The organism is Zhongshania aquimaris, assembly GCF_019312595.1.
In the GTDB taxonomy this organism is placed as follows: domain Bacteria; phylum Pseudomonadota; class Gammaproteobacteria; order Pseudomonadales; family Spongiibacteraceae; genus Spongiibacter; species Spongiibacter aquimaris.
Genome location: NZ_JAHWDQ010000002.1, coordinates 557,762 through 574,282 on the forward strand (window position 1 = coordinate 557,762; position 16,521 = coordinate 574,282).

Consider the following 16,521-nt stretch of genomic DNA (forward strand, 5'->3'; position numbering starts at 1 on the left):
TTTTATGAGCTATGTGAAGTGGGCTGCTTAAAGACGGATTGCGCATACATCTCTGCAGTCCTTAATGCCGCCGCTGTCATGATGTCTAAATTCCCTGAATACTTTGGAAGGAAATCGCCCAAGCCTTCTACTTCCATAAAGCAAGTGACTCGATTTTCTTCAAAGATGGGCCCATTCTTGAGCTTGTATCCTGGGACGTATTTTTGTACTTCTGCGACCATGTTTAGTACTGACGCGGTGATTGCCTCTTGATCGGGCGTATCGCTGGTGAGGCAGTGAATGGTGTCCCGCATAATGAGCGGCGGCTCGGCAGGATTAATCACAATTATTGCCTTGCCTACTTTAGCGCCACCAATCGCCTCGATGGCGCTGGCGGTGGTACGCGTGAACTCGTCAATATTTTTGCGGGTACCAGGGCCGACAGACTTCGATGAAACCGTTGCTACGATTTCGCCGTAGTCGACGGCTTGCACGCGACTGACCGCAGCGACAATGGGAATGGTTGCCTGGCCACCGCACGTCACCATATTGACATTGCTTTTATGGCCTTCATTTATCAGCGTTTGCAGATTAACCGGCGGAATACAAAATGGACCGATTGCCGCAGGTGTTAAATCAATCATCATTGCGCTTTGCTCATTCACTAGCGTAGAGTTCTTGGCGTGCGCGTATGCCGATGTCGCATCAAAGACGATTGCAATGCCATCATCTTTCATACTAGGAATCATGCCCTCGACTCCGTCGGTGGTGACGTTTAAACCAAGTTCCCTGGCGCGTTGAATACCAGCGGAGTCTTCAATCCCTACCATCCATACTGGTTCTATCCATTGGCTTCGCAGTGCTTTCAGCAACAGGTCGGTACCGATATTTCCCGGGCCGATAATGGCGGCCTTTAGTTTGTTCATAGCCTAGTTTGCCTTCTGTTTAAAGCTTATGTTTGTCGAGCCATAGCCAATTAGCTCCATGGTAAACGTGTCGCCGGGTTTAGCGGGTTCGAGTGGAACCACTGAACCTGACAGTATAATTTCACCGGCTTTGAAGCTGGTGCCGAACTCGCCGAGCGTGTTTGCTAGCCATGCCACGGCAGTGAGTGGGTTGCCTTGCACGGCTGAACCGAGGCCCTGACTCACAAGACACCCATTTTTATGCATGACGATTTTTAAGTTGGCGAGATCAATTCCGGTGGGATTTATATGCTCGTCTCCCAGCGCGTAAAATCCGCAGGATGCGTTATCAGCGATGGTGTCCTGGATTTTTATACGCCAGTTGTTAATTCGTGAATCTACAATTTCAAAGCAGGGGATAATGTACTCAGTGGCCGTCAGTACGTCCTGTTCACTTACCCCCGGTCCCTGCAGGTCGCTTTTAAGTTTGAAGGCTATTTCCGCTTCGACCTGAGGTTGGATTAGGGCGTTTGCGATATCTATTTCTGCGCCGTTTGGCACGGCCATGGCGCTCGTCAGAAATCCGAAATCCGGTTGAAATACACCTAGCATCTCCTGAACACTGGCGGATGTGACGCCTATTTTCTTGCCTACAATGGTTTCGCCATTTTTGTCGATTCGCGCCTGAAGAAATCCCCGTGATATGTGATACGCGTCATCAATACTTATCTCTGGGAAGCGTTCGGTAAAAGGCAGAATGGGTGTGCATGTCGTCATCGCATCGAACAGTTCTTTAGAAAGTTCGAGTCGTTGCTGGTTTGTTAAACTCATGAAGTCCCCGTCGAAGTGTTGTCGCAATTAACGCCGCGTCGATTCAGATATTAATGAACGCGTAATCGCCTAAGTCGCAGACTTTAAAAAGTAACGAAGCTGCGCATCAGCAATATTGGTTGGTCATGATAGGAGTGGGACGAACTCATCTTAAACTCGCATTCCGTATATCGCGGGAGGTAAATGCGAGCACAAACCAAGTACTACTTATATGTGTGGGTATGCCATTGTGAATGGCAGATTTGGTCGGAAGTTAATTTTCTATAGGACAAGCTCATCGATATAGCCAGCGCGCGTATATCAGAGTAAATAACAAGGCTTTTGTATGAATGATACTGCTTTTCGAGACGCGCTGGGACATTTTGCGACAGGAGTTACGATCGTCACCTCGTCGAATAAGGATGGTCGTGTAGGATTAACCGCAAATAGTTTTAACTCTGTTTCCTTGGATCCCCCGCTGGTTTTGTGGAGTTTAAGCAAAACGTCAAACTGTTTAGCTGCGATTTCCGAGAGCGGGTATTTTGCCGTTCATATTCTCGCTTACGACCAAATCGAGCTGTCGAAGAGTTTTGCGAAGAAAAGCACCCAAAAATTTGATGGCCTTGCCTGCGATGAAGGCATCGGTGGCTCGCCACTCATTTCTGGTTGCTCGGCTGTATTTCAATGCAAGGTGTTAACTCAATATGAGGGAGGCGACCATATAATATTTGTCGGTGAGGTGTTGGAATACGAACGCTCGGATAAGGCGCCATTGCTGTTCCATAAAGGTAAGTTTCATAGCGGTGAAGTGTTGCAAATATCTGAATCCCCCCAGCTTGACTCGATCGCGAATCAAGTCGGCTTCACAGAAGATTTCTTCCCCTATCTAATGGCGCGAGCTCATTTCCAGCTCAATGAGCCGATCAAAGATGTAGTTAAGAGCTCAGGTATTGATGAGGACGATTACTTCATCATTTTACTGTTGTCCATCGGTGAAGGACGGACTATTCAGAATATCGCAAGATGCCTGGAGCATACCAATCATCATCCGACCAACGAAAAAATTGCAGAAATGCATGAGCGCGGCTTGATTACCATTAAGAACGGAAAGAGCGGCGACAGGATTTACCTGTCCAGTGATGGCGCTCAGATTACTGAGAAGCTGCTTGCCGCCTCAAAGGAAGTGGAGAAAAAGTTGCGAAGTCATTTTGTGTCAAATGAAGTTGATTCTTTGAAATCGATACTGAAAAAAGTGATTTTAAGAACTGATCCGGGAATTCCCAATTTGTGGGATGTTGACGATCAGGGGTAGCAAGGAAAGTTAAAACACGAATTAGACGAATACACTGCATTTTTGTCGGCAATAAACATGCGGCCGGTAAGGTATAAGCAAGCAATATAAGGTTAATAGCGGAGTTCAGAGTAATGAGTAAGGAACAGATTGCACCGATCAAGATTATAGCGGCGCCAATAGAGGACCGTTATGCGCGGGGGTGGCACTATTTTGGTCTACCTGCGGAGATTACCAATCAGCCCAAACGAATATCTGGCTTTGGTACAAGACTTGTAGCGTATCGAGGCGAAGATGGCCAAGTCTATGTCCTCGACGGATACTGTCCGCACATGGGGGCAGAGCTAAGTAGAGGGTGCGTAGAGGGAAATTCAATTCGTTGCCCATTTCATGAGTGGCGCTGGGGAGCAGATGGCTTCTGTGACGACATACCATACGCGAAGCGAATACCACCCAAGGCCAGAATTAAAAGTTGGCCGGTTTTAGAGGTGAATGATCAATTGTTTATATGGCATGACCCTGAAGATAGTCGGCCGTCAGACGATATTACTATTCCAAATCTCGAGGCTTGTGATGACGATGAGTGGAGTGAGTGGGTAGTACGTCGAACTACTATTTCAACAAATTGTCGCGAGCTAATAGATAACGTATCAGATAAAGCACATTTTGGTTCAATTCATCATTCCGCAGCGGCTGAATTTACAAATGTATTTGAAGGACATGTTGCTACTCAAATTATGCGTGGCATCAATGATGAGAGAAGCGAGTTTGATGCTTCAGCAGAGATGATATCCGTCGCCACGTATTACGGTCCTGCTGTCATGTACGTTGACATGAAGCAGACTATTCAAGGTCAGCACGTCGAGTCGATTTGGATGAACGCCCATATGCCGATCGATACCGATAATTTTGAACTTTTTTTCGGCGTGAAAATTAAAAAAATTGCAGGAATGAGCGAAGTAGAAGGTAAAGCTTTTCTCGAAGCGTACGTAGACGCCTCTCAGCGAGCCTTCGATGAAGATGTAGCGATTTGGGAGAACAAAACGCGCGTCGATAATCCGGTTCTTTGCGACGGTGACGGACCAATCAATATGTTAAGGCAGTGGTATCAACAGTTCTATGTCAATAAGGCGGATGTCCCTACTAAGTGGCAATCTCGACGAGAAATAAAAGTCTAGATTCGGGGTGAGGTAAAGACCGCAACGTTTATCTGAATGTTAACGTACGAGAAAATAATTCACACGTGATATCTCGGCGTCTTTGTAAAACATATTATGGTGGTGTTAATGAGCGTTCAATATGCTTGTGATGTAGATGTTCCAACCTGTGACGAGCTTGTCGCCAGGGCGAAAGAAATTGCGAAGGTGTTAAAAGAGCGCAGTTATCACGCCAACGAGTCTCGCAACGTGTCTGAAGAGACTGTCAGTGCAATGAGTGAAGCAGGCCTATTTCGTATTTTACAGCCCAAGCGTTGGAATGGCTTTGAGATGCATCCCAATACTTTTTTTAAAGTGCAGATGGCGCTGGCCGAAGCCTGTATGTCTACCGCCTGGATTTATGGCGTTATCGGTGTACACCCCTACCAGTTGGCCTTGTTTGATGACCGAGCGCAGGAGGAGGTTTGGGGCGAAGATGACAGCGTATTAGTGTCGTCCACTTATCAACCTGTGGCTAAAATTAAGTTAGTCGAAGGTGGGTATAGAATTAGTGGCCGATGGTCTTTTTCAAGTGGCTGTACTCATTGCGATTGGGTTTTATTAGGCGGGATGATCCCCCCCGACTTAAGCGAAACAGGCGCTCCCGATATGCGCACTTTTCTCCTTCCGAGAGCGGATTATCAGATCATCGAAAATTGGGATGTATTAGGTCTGCGCGCCACAGGTAGCAATGATATTTTGGTTGAAGACATGTTTGTTCCAGAGTACCGCACTCATAAAGCGCTGGATGGCTTTTTATGTAAAAGCCCTGGTAATGAAGTTAACAAAGCTCCGCTTTATCGCATCCCCTGGGCTCAGTTATTTGTACGGTCGGTATCAACAGGGGCAATTGGTGCGGCAGAGGGTGCGCTTAGCGAATACCTAAAGATTGCTGCCAAGCGTATGCCCTCTTTTTCTGAGAAGGGAACAGTACACGATCCCATTGCGCAAACCATAGTCGCGGATGCTGTAATTGCTATTAATGAACTTAAACAAACGCTTTTTCGCAATATGGATAAGCTATACGACGCGGCGCAAGGGGGCCGTATGTTATCAATCGATGACCGAGTTAAGTATCGTTACGATTCAGCCGTAGTGGTGGATCGCTGCCTAGAGATTGTGACCAAGTTGCAGCATAACTTGGGTGGGCGCGGCATCTATATGAATAATCCTGTTGCTCGGTATTTTCTGGATCTAAATGCTGCGCGGGCACATGTCGCTAATACCCCAAGTAAATTTGCTTATAACCTCGGAGCAGTTCGACTTGGCTTGGATAATCAGGATTTCTTTATCTAATTGGATATATAAGACAGGTGAAATGAATGAGTTTGCCGGAAGGTAAGTTTTGCGAAATTGGTAGTGATCTAAATATTCACTATCACGAAGCGGGGACGGGCCCCGTCTTGGTTTTCATTCATGGTAGCGGGCCAGGTGCGAGCGGTTACAGCAACTTTAAGCTTAATTACCCAGCAATGGCGGATGCTGGTTATCGAGTGATTGTACCCGATCTGATTGGGTACGGATTTTCAAGTAAGCCCTCTGATCGCGAGTATCATTTAGATTTCTTTTCTGATTGTCTTATGTCATTGCTGGACAAGCTCGGCGTAGATGATTGCGTTCTTATTGGCAACTCCTTGGGAGGTGCTATCGCGATTAGTTTGTCTTTGCGTTTTCCGGAGAGAGTCAATAAGTTGATTTTGATGGCACCCGGAGGAATTGAAGATATTTCTGTGTATATGGGTATGAAAGGTATCCAGACAATGATGTCGGGATTTCTCAGTGATGAAAAGCTGACTCCAGACGGGCTTAAAAATTTACTGAAACTGCAGCTATTTGCTCCAGATACGATGCAAGACGTGCTAGAGCAAGCGGTATCTGAACGATTTCCGGTAATGGAGCAGCAACCTGCCGAGGTGCTTAGTACCCTAAAAGTGCCAGATCAGACCGATGCACTTTCGCAGATTTCTTGTCCGATACTAGGATTCTGGGGTATGAACGACCTGTTCTGCCCTCCAAGTGGCGCCATAAAAATACTTGAGCGCTGCAATAACACTCGATTTCAGCTGTTAACCGAATGCGGGCACTGGGTGATGGTTGAGTATCCCGAGCTATTTAATAGAGAGTGTTTAGCTTTCTTGGCGGAATAGGAATAGCCAAGTCTTACTGGGCTATCTGTTGTATCTAACTATACGTCATAGCTCGATGCTGTATATCGATAGGAAATAAAAGTAATGACTCGCTTTATCGGAAAAGTTGTTTTAGTGACGGGCGCAGCGCGGGGAATAGGCTGGGCCGCAGCGGAGTTGTTTGCCCGCGAAGGTGGTCGTGTAATTGCTACCGACTACAGTATTGAATCGACCGCAGTACCAATAGCCGAGCTTGTTGAGCAAGGTTTACTTATTGAAGCCGATACCCTTGATGTTACCCAAGAGACCCATTGGGACCGGGTAGTTGATGGCGTTGTTAAGCGTTATGGACAGTTAGATGTTGTGGTTAATAATGCAGGGATGGTGCTGACGGGATCTGCCGAGGACGCGAGCCTTGAAGATTGGCGTAAAATTATGGCGGTCAATATCGACGGCGTATTTATCGGTACACGTAAGGCTATTTCGGTGATGAAAGGTCGGAGTGGCGCTATTGTTAATATAGCGTCGATATCAGGTAACGTGGGTGATTCAATGTTGGCAGCTTACAATACCTCTAAAGGTGGCGTTCGAATGTTTACTAAATCGGCAGCCTTACATTGCGCCAGCCAAGGCTATAATATTCGCGTCAATTCCGTACACCCGGGGCATACCATGACAACGCTCGTGCAAAATGTGATTGAAGGCATGTCTGAGCAGGAGCGCAGCGGGTTTATGGAAAAGATGAGCGGCATGATTCCGATGAAGCGCCCTGCCGATCCTGTAGAGATTGCTAAGCCCATATTGTTTCTTGCCAGTGATGACGCGAGCTACATGACAGGTAGTGAGCTGATTGTTGATGGTGGTTATACGGCTCAGTGAATTAAACGTCTGGGGTGATGATATATATGATGTTGTCGATGTTCTAATTAAGTGCTTGAGGCCAAGCACCGTAGTGTTTGCGACCTACTGATGAACAACCCATTGTTATTGTGGGTAATCTATTATCATGCCGCACGTACAGAGTTAGGGGAACATGAACACCTGACGATATTTAATAACAAGCAAATACAGATTTTGCAAACCCATAGGCTATGACGCTAGCAAACAGCAAATAAAAATATTGCGTAAAACTACTGCTGCACGGTTTTCTTCAAGTGACGTCGTGAAGCTACTGGGATTATGCCGTGTAAAATCGACGAAAGACTTTCTGTCGCATTACCCTCATATCTCCAAAAACACTGTAGCGGCGGTGTTGCACGCGTACCCGTGGTAGCTCTAATTTAGTTATCTGCAGTACATGTTCGTAGTGGTGGGCAATAAACTCGTCATTAATTTTAACGTGTATTCCTGCAGAAATTGACAGGTCGTGTTTATCGATATCGTCCCAAAATACCGTGCCGAGAATACCTCTTTCGGTATCCGTTAGCAGTATCTCGGTGCAGGTTCGTTCGGGTAGATGTTGGTACTCACTAACTATCAGCGATAGTCTAGTGACGCGCAATCGATCATTATTTAGAAACTCCGGACTATTCATGATAGATGCTAATGTCATGTTACTTGTTCCCCAGTTTGTTGAGTGAGCTATATATCGTGGAATGAACAACGTTCTTCCAATGTACTGGCAAATGCATGGGAAAGGGGTAGCGCAAGTTCGGCAGGGTAAAATGTATAGGTTAGCCTCCTCTGCTGTACCCACTCGTATATGCACTCTATCGGATCTGCGTGGGCTGATTCGCCTAAGCAAATAGCCATATCTAAAATGCTTTTGTTTACCGTTGTGGATAGCTGGTTGTATATCGCGCGACTAAGGGATCGACATTCATTCACTGTGAGAGAGTGCTCCGGTAAGACTGAGTGAACATCTAGCATCCCGCCAGTGCATTTCTGGTCACGAAGAGAGTATTGCTCCTGTAAGTAGCCTGTTAGTTTGGTTGCTGCCTCTTGAGCGGTTAGCTCAACGGTATCAATATGTTCAAATCGGGCGACGAGCCATGACACTAGCGCTTGGTGATTGCTAGATTCGTTGCCTTTTCCGATTAGTGCGACGAGGTCATTTGATTGGCAGTCGCTTTGCGCAAGAAGGACAGTTGCGATGCGGTCTATATTTTTGTCGATATTAGATTTAGTCATTCTCTGCTCCTCGGCTAGGGTTGATATTGGCCAGTGGGTTGTTTGTCTCAACATTAAGCGTGTTATTGGGAAATTGCTGAGTCAGTAGACGTTCGAAGGCTGAGCCGTCTGCACGGGTCAAATTGGGCACGTAGCGGGAGTAAATTTTGAATAACATCTCGGTGGTAGTGTGGCCCATCTGCCGAGCAATCCATTCTGGCGATTCACCAGCAGCTAGCCATAAGGTCGCGGCGGTATGGCGGGTCTGATAGGGGCGGCGTTTGGTTAATCCGAGGTATCGCAATAATGGGTACCATACTCTCCGAGTAATATTGTTGTGAGAAAGTGGCGTGCCTAGTCGATTGCAAAAGACATAGGCGTATTCGGAAGTAGCGTCACGTTGGGCAAGGAGGGCATCGTAAACGGGCTGCGACATCTGGATTTCACGCTGGGAGCCGTCGTTCTTGGTGTACTCCATTTGGCCCATTACCCAGGTCTCTCGAATGAGAATCTCCCGGCGCTCAAAGTCGACGTACTTCCACATTAGGCCGTCAATCTCGCCAGTACGCATACCGGTAAAGAAGCGTGTGGTGTAGTAGTTTTTAAAATCAGCGCGAACTGTAGCGATGATGCGGTGCACATCTTCAAACGAAAACGGTTCGATATGAGATTTCTGCAATTTGAGGGTCTTAATACCGCGGAACGGCGACGAGTACTGATATCGTTCTGCCCCTTCGTTCAGCACTTGTCGTAAGGGCATCATGATTTTATTTATTCGAGCCGGAGATAGCCCTGTATTGCCATTTTTACGCGGTATTTTGGTGAGGTCGGCCCGAAAGGCGAGTAGTTGCGCTTTGGTGATTTGATCTAGTGGCATGTCACCGAAAGCGGGGCAAAGGTATTTTCGCAAAGTTAAGGCGACATTGTCTTTGTGGCTATTACGCCAGCTAACTTCCGTTTCAGAAAACCAGACCGTAGAAAATTCTGCGAATGTCGGTGAACCTGAATTTAACTGATCAATGCGACGAGCGTGATTCTGAAAATCTGCGACCCGCTTTGATTTAGGGAAGTAGCGTGCGTAGTCAAACGTGTCGAGTGTGATCTCAGCCTCAATGCGCTCTAGAATTTGCTTAGCACGCTTCTGGTTTGCAGGGGTGTCGTTGAGTTTGGTTTGTTCTCGACAGCGAACCCCCTTGTAGCGGAAGTCGATATAGATACGATTTGATCTAACGCCTATTGATGCCATTTGATTTTTCCTCCTCTACTGAAGGCCGGCGATGAGGGAGTCGAGATGAACAGGCGACGCCATATCCTTTTCGATGCGTTCCCATATATAAAGAATCTTTCTACCGCCAAACGGGCGAATGTAGTGAATGCCCTCAAGAAGAACTGAATCCTTAAGTCGAGTACGAATAGTTCTTGCGTCGTATTTAATTTTTCCGGACAGCTCTTCTGTTGTTAGATATGTATTACTCATATTGAGGCCTCTTAAATCTATCCAATGATGCGTTTATGCTTCGTACGATATTAGAATACATCAATTTGCAGGTGACGCAAGCATTTTTTGATAGTTTTACGTATCATGTGATTAATATATCGAGTGAGCGATACTTTGATGCTGCGGTTTAAGATTAAAGAAATGATTGCGAAGAAGGAGTTTGACGAGAATCGTCGAATTACTATCGCCGAGGTTGCGGAGGCTGCAGGTATCCACCGAATGACCCTTTCAAAGATGATCAATCAGCGGGGCTACAATAGCGGAACAGAGAATCTAGACAGGCTCTGTGACTACTTCAGGTGTCCGATTGAGGAGCTGGTTGAGCACGTGCCGACCAAAATGCTGAACGCGGAATGAGTTGCGGATTCATTAATCTCTCATTTTGGTCGCGGAGGGCAGCAGTCGTAAATTGGGGTTTTTCTCATAGCTGGAATTTGGCGTGGTCACAAAATGGTCACGTTTTGGTCACAAAGCAGATTTCGGCCAATATTGATAAGTAAATAGGCGAGGCCGATTGAGGCGGGAAACCCCCTCTGTTATAGTGTCGCGCTTCGTGAAGTACCCATTTCGCGCCCGTAGCTCAGCTGGATAGAGCGCCGCCCTCCGGAGGCGGAGGTCAGAGGTTCGAATCCTCTCGGGCGCACCAAAACCAAAAAGCCGGCCTTGCGCCGGCTTTTTGGTTTTGGTTTGCTTGATCGGTGAGAGCTTCTCCAGGTTCGATAAATTGCACCCGCAGTGCAATTTAAACAAGGAGCGAAGCGACGCAGCCCCGAAGGGGTTAAAACAGGCCCAAGCCTGTTTTAATTAATCCTTAATCAGCTCTTGTGCAGGATTGCTTACGCAGCGATTGACTAAAGCCGGCCTTGCGTCGGCTTTTTGGTTTTGGTTTGCTTGATCGGTGAGAGCGTCTACAGGTGGCACTAGCTTTCAGATATTTTGACTTAAGCATCGCTAAGCTCGAGCACACTAAAGGTTAATTGTGCAGCTTTACCACTTCCCCTTTACGGCGATGGCCAGCCCTTGCGAACTGCGCTTATACGCCGCGTCGCAAGCGCTGGCTGACGCCGCCGCCGACGCCGCCAAGGCGGAAGTCATCCGTATTGAACAAACCTACTCTCGTTACCGCAAAGACAGCGTCGTCGGCCGAATCAATGCTGCCGCCGGTGGAACCCCGGTTGCTGTTGACGAAGAAACCTGCGCGCTAATTAACTACGCCACCACCGCCTATGCCGAAAGTGACGGACTGTTTGATATTAGCTCAGGCGTGCTTCGTGAAGTGTGGAATTTCAAACTCGGTCAGTTACCCAGCCCCGCCGCCGTCGCCTTTTGTTTAAAGCGAGTGGGCTGGAACAAGGTGCAGTGGGACGCCCCCAATATCTCCCTTAAAGAGGGAATGGAATTAGACTTTGGCGGCTTCGGCAAAGAATACGCCGCCGACCGCGCCGCCACCATTTGCACAGAACAAGGCATCGCCCACGGCTTAGTAGAATTGGGTGGCGACATCCGCGTCATTGGCCCACACCCCGACGGCAGCGCCTGGCAGATCGGCATTCGCAACCCTCGCGATCCTGGCGTGGCGATGGCGGTAATACCGCTAAAAACTGGCGGCCTCGCCAGCAGTGGCGACTACGAACGCTTTATGGTGATAGACGGCAAACGCTACAGCCATATTTTAAATCCCCGCACTGGCCGCCCAGTAGATCAGCCCATGGCCGGCGTCACCGTTGTCGCGCCCCTGTGTTTGCTCGCGGGCACAGCGGCAACCCTTGCCATGCTGCAGGGCGAAAAGGGCGCACCGGCGTGGCTGAACGAGATGGGTTTGCCGCATTTGTGGATTGATCAAGTGGGGGTGTTGGGGGGAGATTTGGTGCCGAAAGTGCAGAGTTAAGGAATATGTGTGGCGCCAAGTGAGAGAATTGTAAGGGTCCGAGGTGATATTAAAAATGTCGTGATTTTAGTGTTCTGGATGTTTGGGGTGAAAAAACCTGTCATTGTGCAGGAGTAGCTTCAGCCTGCTAGATTCCATGACGCTTTGTGCATCCTGTAATCGATAGTTTTTACACTACCCCAAAGAATGTTCGCTGCGCGTTCCTGTATGTGTTGTCTCATGTCGTTCATAACAATGCCTCAAGATACAGATCATAAATGTAGTAGTCGGTAATATTAAAGCAGTCAAGCTCGTATTCAGCAGCATGGCGCTCACTAATTCTGGTGGAATTAAGTTAAGCAATTGATTTTTATTGATAAGTGGTTATGCTCAGAGCTAAGGGATTCCACACCAAATGCAGGACGCACACAAATGCAAAAGTCATTTCAGGTTTACTACCTCCCAGATTCAAATCGATTTATCCTGCTCAACCATATCAATGCTTTGACTCGCTATGTACACGAGTTATAAAGCGGAACGCATTTGAATTCGCTGTTAGGCGCTAATCATGGTGCTGTCGTCTAGTGGTTAAGACGCCCGCCGATTACACCAGCTTGTTAAAGCGGGTAACTGGGGTTCGAATCCCCACGGCACCATCATCATTTAGGTATTTATGGAAAGCGAAGGGCTAAACAAATTTTTGGAGATTGTTGGAGATGCTGTTCACTCCGTGAATACCATTTGTGTTGGCCTTAGTTCGGTTGCGTCGGGCGCTGCGGTTAAGCCCAGTGATTTGACGATTGGCTGGTCTAGTAGCAACCCAGATACGGCAGCAGCTAAGGCGAGGTTGTTCGCTCTTCGTGGTTCTCTGGTGTTCGTTGAGGAGGCTTTGCTCAAATACCTTGATTTTCTTAAGGCCTGCTTAACTGATGAGCCAAAAATTTCCACCGCGTTAGCGAGTGAAGGCGCTGCAGAGCGAGTAATTGGCGTATCAAAGTTTCTCTCCAATGCCGAACCATATTGGTGGCCGATGGTTGTCCTGCTGATTCGGTGGCGGAACAAAGTGGTACACGAATCTACTATCCGGCTCACGGTTCATCAGGCGAACTTACTAACCAACAACGCCGACGCGTTGAAGAACAAACATGCGGGAATAGAAATTTCCCAAACGCTGAGTAATTTTGAGTCGGGGCAAATCACGCTTAAAGATTTCACCACCCTCATTGCGGTTACAGTTCGTTTCGTCAGAATGCTTGATGAAGAACTCGAACCACGACTTCATACACTTGAGGGGTTTGAAATTAGGCTGAAACAGAGAAACCTGGTCAGGGTGTTCAACCAGCTTATGAATTCCAACGGCGAGGAAACCCGTCGCAGAAAACTTAAGGCATTCTTACAATCGGAATTTTCGGCGGTCCCTGACACATTCTTTGAGGAAATATACAAAAATGGTCCGATTTCCCAGCCGCGCGCCTAACAATTCGTTGCACCGGACATTTGACCCGCTGCCCATTTTTGCTCCCGCAAAACCAGGCATCGCCTCAAATGCCGGTGAACTCAGGCGTTATCAATTACAGCATGGAGTTAAGTTTTATGTCTCAACACATACTAATTGAGTTAGCCAAAAGAAAGCCCTATTCAACATCACCTGAGATGCCAAAAGATGCTGTTTTTGATAGTGCTAAAGGCTATTGGCTATCCGGAAGCGAACCTCTTGTATCACCAGGATCAAAATATGGTGCATTAGTTTCAAAAAAATGCGATCAGGAAACAGGTGAGGATCAAAAAGGAGAATGATAGTCGATGTCCTCATAGTATCAAGCATTTATGACTTCTCAACTGATCTTGTAGTACAAGAGTTAGAGAATCGTGGGGTTAAGTATTTTCGACTTAACAAGGAACATTTTGCTACCTACCGTTCAACCATAGATATAGAAAATAGATTGTTAGAAGTTATAGTTAATGGAGAAAGCTACAAAGTCACGTCAGCAACTAAATCTATTTATTACAGACAGCCTGTATTTTTAAGAAACACGCCAAGTAACTCATTGACAATAGATGAGCAGCTATCTCGAAGTCAATGGATGGGGTTTTTAAGGAGTTTAGTAATTTTTGAAAAAGCCGCTTGGCTGAATAGGCCAGAGGCTACATATCTTGCTGAAACGAAGGCTTACCAGCTAGTAGTAGCCGAAGATATTGGTTTTAAAATACCCGCAACATTAATTGGTAATGATGCTGATAAGTTTCAACAATTTAAACAACAAGTAATAATAAAATCTTTGGACACTATACTGCTCCGAGAATCCAATGATTGTCTATTTACATATTCGACCATAAAAGAATCATCTGAATTAAATGATCACAATATTGCCTCAGCCCCGCTCACAGTTCAAGAATACGTAACACAAAAAACTGATATTAGGGTAACTGTTATCGGGGATAAATTAGTGGCTATAATAATAACTTCTGAAGGTAATGGTATCGAAGAAGATTGGCGTACAGTTGATCGTAATTTGGTCGAATACACAGAAATAGAGCTGCCAAAGGATATTGAAAATTACTGCTTTGAACTCTTAAGGAAACTGAAACTTAACTTTGGTGCAATTGACCTTCTCTTAAGAAATGGTGAATTTATTTTCGTTGAAATTAATCCAACTGGAGAGTGGGGCTGGCTTGTGAATTCAGAGCGAAGATTCGACGTAGATATTGCCTCTTGGCTGATTGAGGGTAAATGATGAACTTTATTTATCGTATTTTTGAAGAGGTTTTTCCAATATTTCCTTTTTTGAAAAATAAAAATAGTATTTTAAACAAAGTTAGCAATGGAAATGAGGTAGCCAGTAAATCTGAGAGATATGAAGAGCTAGGTTCTGATAGCTTAAATATCCGCATTAAAGAAGAACATGAACGTGCATCAAAAATAGATGAAAAGACATTTAAATTCACACTCGGTTTAAGCATTAGTTTAACTGTTTTAGCTGCCGCTAGTGGTTCATTTGTCAAGTTTTTACCAAATAGTCCATTTGCAATATATATATCAATAATTTGTGGGATATCATCCCTTTATATGCTTGCTGCAGGGATCACAGCATTAGGTGCCATTAAAACATTAGCGACATATGGATACGGTACTGATCATCTACTGAACCAAAAGAAAATTGGTGATGCATATTTAGCTGAAGCACTATATGCGCAAGAGCGAATGAATATTATTCGTCAATTAAGAAATGAATCGGCGTATCAATCTCTTCGCAATGGTTTTGTTATGCTATTTCTAGCCTTGGGTATAACTGTAGTGATGCTAGGTAATCCCAGTAACGCTTCAACACCCACTAAAACCAATATTGAAGACGTCTCTAAAAAAAGAGAAACAACGGGCTTAAATGAGAAAATATTAGTATCTGATGAAAAAAATGATAACAAGTCAATGCAGCCGACCGCTAAAGCGTCGGATGATTGAAGCGCTATATTTTCAGAGCGTGATGACTAGTCGAAGTATCAAAATAGTAACGTTTACCTTCGTCTTCGCTGTAGCGGGGGTTGTTGCTTTCTACTCGTATAAAAAGGCTGCCGTTTCGCCCGAAAACTGGACTTACACGTGTTTTTACAAAGGTTGCAAGTATGAGCTCGAAGTTATGAACCGGAGCGAGAAGCCAAGACTAGTGTATGTGAGAATCAACGCCTTTGGCATCTCTGGAGCGGCCAAGATGAGCTCTCAGAATGTGATTGCTACGGATCGTCGTGAATTTGATTTGGAACCGGGCCAAAAAATGAAGGTTAGTGGTTTTATCGAGTCAGATACCAAGCCTCAACAACTAAGTTTTGGTGTCGGCGTTGTCGATGAAAAAATATAACAAGCACGCGCATTTGCCGCTGAAAGGCGCGGCGGGGTGTCATGGCCACAATTGACAGGCAAGCTTGCCAAGCAAAAAATGAAATTTAGGCCCACTGATTGACGATACCACGACGATGGTGCGAATGATTATGCCTGGTGTCTTCGCGATGGCAGAAAAACCTTGAAAGCCTCGTGAGGCTTTTAGATCTTAGCTTCAATTAAATATTGGCATTTAAGGCCGCAATTCCCCGTATGTTCCTCGTCATGACTTCCCGCCACAGCTGTTCGTGGTTGTTGAGTACTAGATGCTGCGATGTTGCCTGCAACTCGGCAGGAAGATCTAGAAACAGGCCTGCAATATTGTCTGCGCTTGATGATGTTTCAAACAGCGCAAAGCCCAGCGTCATCCACAATAGAGACTGGGCGTGGCGTATTGCCTCCCCCCTCTCTATGTTCATGTCGATAATGGGCTGCGCAAGGTCGGCAATGGTCCGCACCATTGCCTCGGCTGGCAGCGCGCTATTGAACTGCGGCAATAGACCTGGAAGCGTCAAGACTTGACGCCGGAGTTGGTTTAACAGGGCTTCAAGGCGCTGCTCGCTGGAATAACTGGCGGGTAAAGAGGTGGCATCCAGTGAGATGAGGTTTTCCCCCAAAGCCGTAATCAGTTGCTGCTTGCTTTCGAAATAGCGGTATAACGAGGTGGGGCTGAGGTCCAACTGCTTCGCTAGTTGCCGCAAACTCAGTGCCGATAGCTCTTCTTGCTGTAATAGCTCAACGGCAGCGGCCAGGATCTCTTCCCGGCTCGTTACACTTGGTCGTCCCACCCTGCGCACATTTTTATTCATTCGTATTCCTCTTTGATTATTATATTAACACCGTTAACTAATTCGTGTTAGCATCGA

The 16,521-nt window shown here is 46.3% G+C and carries 19 protein-coding genes and 2 tRNA genes; 14 read left to right on the forward strand and 7 right to left on the reverse strand.

Annotated elements, in window-relative coordinates:
• Positions 1 to 2 precede the first annotated feature (2 nt).
• Positions 3 to 905, reverse strand: a complete 903-nt coding sequence (locus KXJ70_RS11290) for an acetaldehyde dehydrogenase (acetylating) (RefSeq protein ID WP_219043604.1) — start codon at positions 903 to 905, stop codon at positions 3 to 5.
• Positions 906 to 908: 3 nt separating this feature from the next.
• Positions 909 to 1,715 carry a fumarylacetoacetate hydrolase family protein gene (locus KXJ70_RS11295; protein WP_219043605.1) on the reverse strand — a complete coding sequence of 269 codons (807 nt, stop codon included), beginning with the start codon at positions 1,713 to 1,715 and terminating at the stop codon, positions 909 to 911.
• Positions 1,716 to 2,040: 325 nt separating this feature from the next.
• Between KXJ70_RS11295 and KXJ70_RS11300 the strand changes: the two genes are divergently transcribed.
• The 5 genes from KXJ70_RS11300 to KXJ70_RS11320 all read left to right on the forward strand — a co-directional run bounded on the left by KXJ70_RS11300 (position 2,041) and on the right by KXJ70_RS11320 (position 7,186).
• Positions 2,041 to 3,006 (forward strand): flavin reductase family protein, encoded by a 966-nt coding sequence (locus tag KXJ70_RS11300; RefSeq protein WP_219043606.1) that lies wholly within the window; start codon positions 2,041 to 2,043, stop codon positions 3,004 to 3,006.
• Positions 3,007 to 3,119: 113 nt separating this feature from the next.
• Entirely contained in the window at positions 3,120 to 4,163 is a 1,044-nt protein-coding gene (locus KXJ70_RS11305; protein ID WP_219043607.1) for a 3-ketosteroid-9-alpha-monooxygenase, oxygenase component, read from the forward strand.
• 108 nt (positions 4,164 to 4,271) lie between these two features.
• A complete protein-coding gene (locus KXJ70_RS11310) occupies positions 4,272 to 5,477 on the forward strand; it encodes an acyl-CoA dehydrogenase family protein (RefSeq protein WP_219043608.1) in 1,206 nt (401 codons plus the stop codon).
• A 26-nt stretch (positions 5,478 to 5,503) separates the two neighbouring features.
• The gene (locus KXJ70_RS11315; protein ID WP_219043609.1) at positions 5,504 to 6,328 is read left to right on the forward strand and encodes an alpha/beta fold hydrolase; all 825 of its coding nucleotides are present in this window, start codon (positions 5,504 to 5,506) and stop codon (positions 6,326 to 6,328) included.
• 84 nt (positions 6,329 to 6,412) lie between these two features.
• A complete protein-coding gene (locus tag KXJ70_RS11320) occupies positions 6,413 to 7,186 on the forward strand; it encodes an SDR family oxidoreductase (RefSeq protein ID WP_219043610.1) in 774 nt (257 codons plus the stop codon).
• A gap of 298 nt (positions 7,187 to 7,484) precedes the next feature.
• On the opposite strand, the gene KXJ70_RS11325 is transcribed toward KXJ70_RS11320, so the two are convergent.
• From KXJ70_RS11325 to KXJ70_RS11340, 4 genes are read right to left on the reverse strand one after another with little or no spacing between them, the layout of a single operon-like run.
• Positions 7,485 to 7,859, reverse strand: a complete 375-nt coding sequence (locus KXJ70_RS11325) for a hypothetical protein (protein WP_219043611.1) — start codon at positions 7,857 to 7,859, stop codon at positions 7,485 to 7,487.
• A gap of 29 nt (positions 7,860 to 7,888) precedes the next feature.
• Positions 7,889 to 8,437: a hypothetical protein gene (locus KXJ70_RS11330; RefSeq protein ID WP_219043612.1), complete on the reverse strand. Its 549-nt coding sequence runs from the start codon at positions 8,435 to 8,437 to the stop codon at positions 7,889 to 7,891.
• Positions 8,430 to 9,662 carry an Arm DNA-binding domain-containing protein gene (locus KXJ70_RS11335; RefSeq protein WP_219043613.1) on the reverse strand — a complete coding sequence of 411 codons (1,233 nt, stop codon included), beginning with the start codon at positions 9,660 to 9,662 and terminating at the stop codon, positions 8,430 to 8,432. The genes KXJ70_RS11330 and KXJ70_RS11335 overlap by 8 nt, the downstream gene beginning before the upstream one ends.
• Positions 9,663 to 9,677: 15 nt before the next feature.
• Positions 9,678 to 9,893, reverse strand: a complete 216-nt coding sequence (locus KXJ70_RS11340) for a hypothetical protein (protein ID WP_159269735.1) — start codon at positions 9,891 to 9,893, stop codon at positions 9,678 to 9,680.
• A 138-nt stretch (positions 9,894 to 10,031) separates the two neighbouring features.
• Here KXJ70_RS11340 and KXJ70_RS11345 point away from each other — a divergent pair, with 138 nt between their 5' ends.
• From KXJ70_RS11345 to KXJ70_RS11385, 9 genes are all read left to right on the forward strand, one after another.
• Positions 10,032 to 10,271, forward strand: a complete 240-nt coding sequence (locus KXJ70_RS11345; RefSeq protein ID WP_219043614.1) for a helix-turn-helix domain-containing protein — start codon at positions 10,032 to 10,034, stop codon at positions 10,269 to 10,271.
• A 212-nt stretch (positions 10,272 to 10,483) separates the two neighbouring features.
• Positions 10,484 to 10,560: transfer RNA gene (locus KXJ70_RS11350), tRNA-Arg, on the forward strand.
• Positions 10,561 to 10,893: 333 nt separating this feature from the next.
• Positions 10,894 to 11,802 carry an FAD:protein FMN transferase gene (locus KXJ70_RS11355; protein WP_369409776.1) on the forward strand — a complete coding sequence of 303 codons (909 nt, stop codon included), beginning with the start codon at positions 10,894 to 10,896 and terminating at the stop codon, positions 11,800 to 11,802.
• 549 nt (positions 11,803 to 12,351) lie between these two features.
• A tRNA-OTHER gene (locus tag KXJ70_RS11360) sits at positions 12,352 to 12,437 on the forward strand.
• A 17-nt stretch (positions 12,438 to 12,454) separates the two neighbouring features.
• Entirely contained in the window at positions 12,455 to 13,258 is an 804-nt protein-coding gene (locus tag KXJ70_RS11365) for a hypothetical protein (RefSeq protein WP_219043615.1), read from the forward strand.
• A gap of 116 nt (positions 13,259 to 13,374) precedes the next feature.
• The gene (locus KXJ70_RS11370) at positions 13,375 to 13,578 is read left to right on the forward strand and encodes a hypothetical protein (protein ID WP_146194395.1); all 204 of its coding nucleotides are present in this window, start codon (positions 13,375 to 13,377) and stop codon (positions 13,576 to 13,578) included.
• The gene (locus tag KXJ70_RS11375; RefSeq protein WP_219043616.1) at positions 13,575 to 14,516 is read left to right on the forward strand and encodes an MvdC/MvdD family ATP grasp protein; all 942 of its coding nucleotides are present in this window, start codon (positions 13,575 to 13,577) and stop codon (positions 14,514 to 14,516) included. Before KXJ70_RS11370 ends, KXJ70_RS11375 begins: the two co-directional genes overlap by 4 nt.
• Positions 14,513 to 15,241, forward strand: a complete 729-nt coding sequence (locus KXJ70_RS11380; RefSeq protein ID WP_219043617.1) for a hypothetical protein — start codon at positions 14,513 to 14,515, stop codon at positions 15,239 to 15,241. The genes KXJ70_RS11375 and KXJ70_RS11380 overlap by 4 nt, the downstream gene beginning before the upstream one ends.
• Before the next feature lie 247 nt (positions 15,242 to 15,488).
• Positions 15,489 to 15,635 carry a hypothetical protein gene (locus KXJ70_RS11385; RefSeq protein WP_219043618.1) on the forward strand — a complete coding sequence of 49 codons (147 nt, stop codon included), beginning with the start codon at positions 15,489 to 15,491 and terminating at the stop codon, positions 15,633 to 15,635.
• Positions 15,636 to 15,834: 199 nt separating this feature from the next.
• On the opposite strand, the gene KXJ70_RS11390 is transcribed toward KXJ70_RS11385, so the two are convergent.
• Positions 15,835 to 16,464 (reverse strand): TetR/AcrR family transcriptional regulator, encoded by a 630-nt coding sequence (locus tag KXJ70_RS11390; RefSeq protein WP_219043619.1) that lies wholly within the window; start codon positions 16,462 to 16,464, stop codon positions 15,835 to 15,837.
• Positions 16,465 to 16,521 lie beyond the last annotated feature (57 nt).

Excerpts from the sequence above, each read along its gene's own strand:
- KXJ70_RS11290 (WP_219043604.1), bottom strand. The coding sequence starts at position 905 with ATGAACAAACTAAAGGCCGCCATTATCGGCCCGGGAAATATCGGTACC.
- KXJ70_RS11340 (WP_159269735.1), bottom strand. The coding sequence starts at position 9,893 with ATGAGTAATACATATCTAACAACAGAAGAGCTGTCCGGAAAAATTAAA.
- KXJ70_RS11375 (WP_219043616.1), top strand. The coding sequence starts at position 13,575 with ATGATAGTCGATGTCCTCATAGTATCAAGCATTTATGACTTCTCAACT.
- KXJ70_RS11390 (WP_219043619.1), bottom strand. The coding sequence starts at position 16,464 with ATGAATAAAAATGTGCGCAGGGTGGGACGACCAAGTGTAACGAGCCGG.
- KXJ70_RS11325 (WP_219043611.1), bottom strand. The coding sequence starts at position 7,859 with ATGACATTAGCATCTATCATGAATAGTCCGGAGTTTCTAAATAATGAT.
- KXJ70_RS11370 (WP_146194395.1), top strand. The coding sequence starts at position 13,375 with ATGTCTCAACACATACTAATTGAGTTAGCCAAAAGAAAGCCCTATTCA.
- KXJ70_RS11320 (WP_219043610.1), top strand. The coding sequence starts at position 6,413 with ATGACTCGCTTTATCGGAAAAGTTGTTTTAGTGACGGGCGCAGCGCGG.
- KXJ70_RS11330 (WP_219043612.1), bottom strand. The coding sequence starts at position 8,437 with ATGACTAAATCTAATATCGACAAAAATATAGACCGCATCGCAACTGTC.
- KXJ70_RS11300 (WP_219043606.1), top strand. The coding sequence starts at position 2,041 with ATGAATGATACTGCTTTTCGAGACGCGCTGGGACATTTTGCGACAGGA.
- KXJ70_RS11385 (WP_219043618.1), top strand. The coding sequence starts at position 15,489 with ATGAGCTCTCAGAATGTGATTGCTACGGATCGTCGTGAATTTGATTTG.
- KXJ70_RS11315 (WP_219043609.1), top strand. The coding sequence starts at position 5,504 with ATGAGTTTGCCGGAAGGTAAGTTTTGCGAAATTGGTAGTGATCTAAAT.
- KXJ70_RS11380 (WP_219043617.1), top strand. The coding sequence starts at position 14,513 with ATGATGAACTTTATTTATCGTATTTTTGAAGAGGTTTTTCCAATATTT.
- KXJ70_RS11305 (WP_219043607.1), top strand. The coding sequence starts at position 3,120 with ATGAGTAAGGAACAGATTGCACCGATCAAGATTATAGCGGCGCCAATA.
- KXJ70_RS11295 (WP_219043605.1), bottom strand. The coding sequence starts at position 1,715 with ATGAGTTTAACAAACCAGCAACGACTCGAACTTTCTAAAGAACTGTTC.
- KXJ70_RS11365 (WP_219043615.1), top strand. The coding sequence starts at position 12,455 with ATGGAAAGCGAAGGGCTAAACAAATTTTTGGAGATTGTTGGAGATGCT.
- KXJ70_RS11310 (WP_219043608.1), top strand. The coding sequence starts at position 4,272 with ATGAGCGTTCAATATGCTTGTGATGTAGATGTTCCAACCTGTGACGAG.
- KXJ70_RS11345 (WP_219043614.1), top strand. The coding sequence starts at position 10,032 with ATGCTGCGGTTTAAGATTAAAGAAATGATTGCGAAGAAGGAGTTTGAC.
- KXJ70_RS11335 (WP_219043613.1), bottom strand. The coding sequence starts at position 9,662 with ATGGCATCAATAGGCGTTAGATCAAATCGTATCTATATCGACTTCCGC.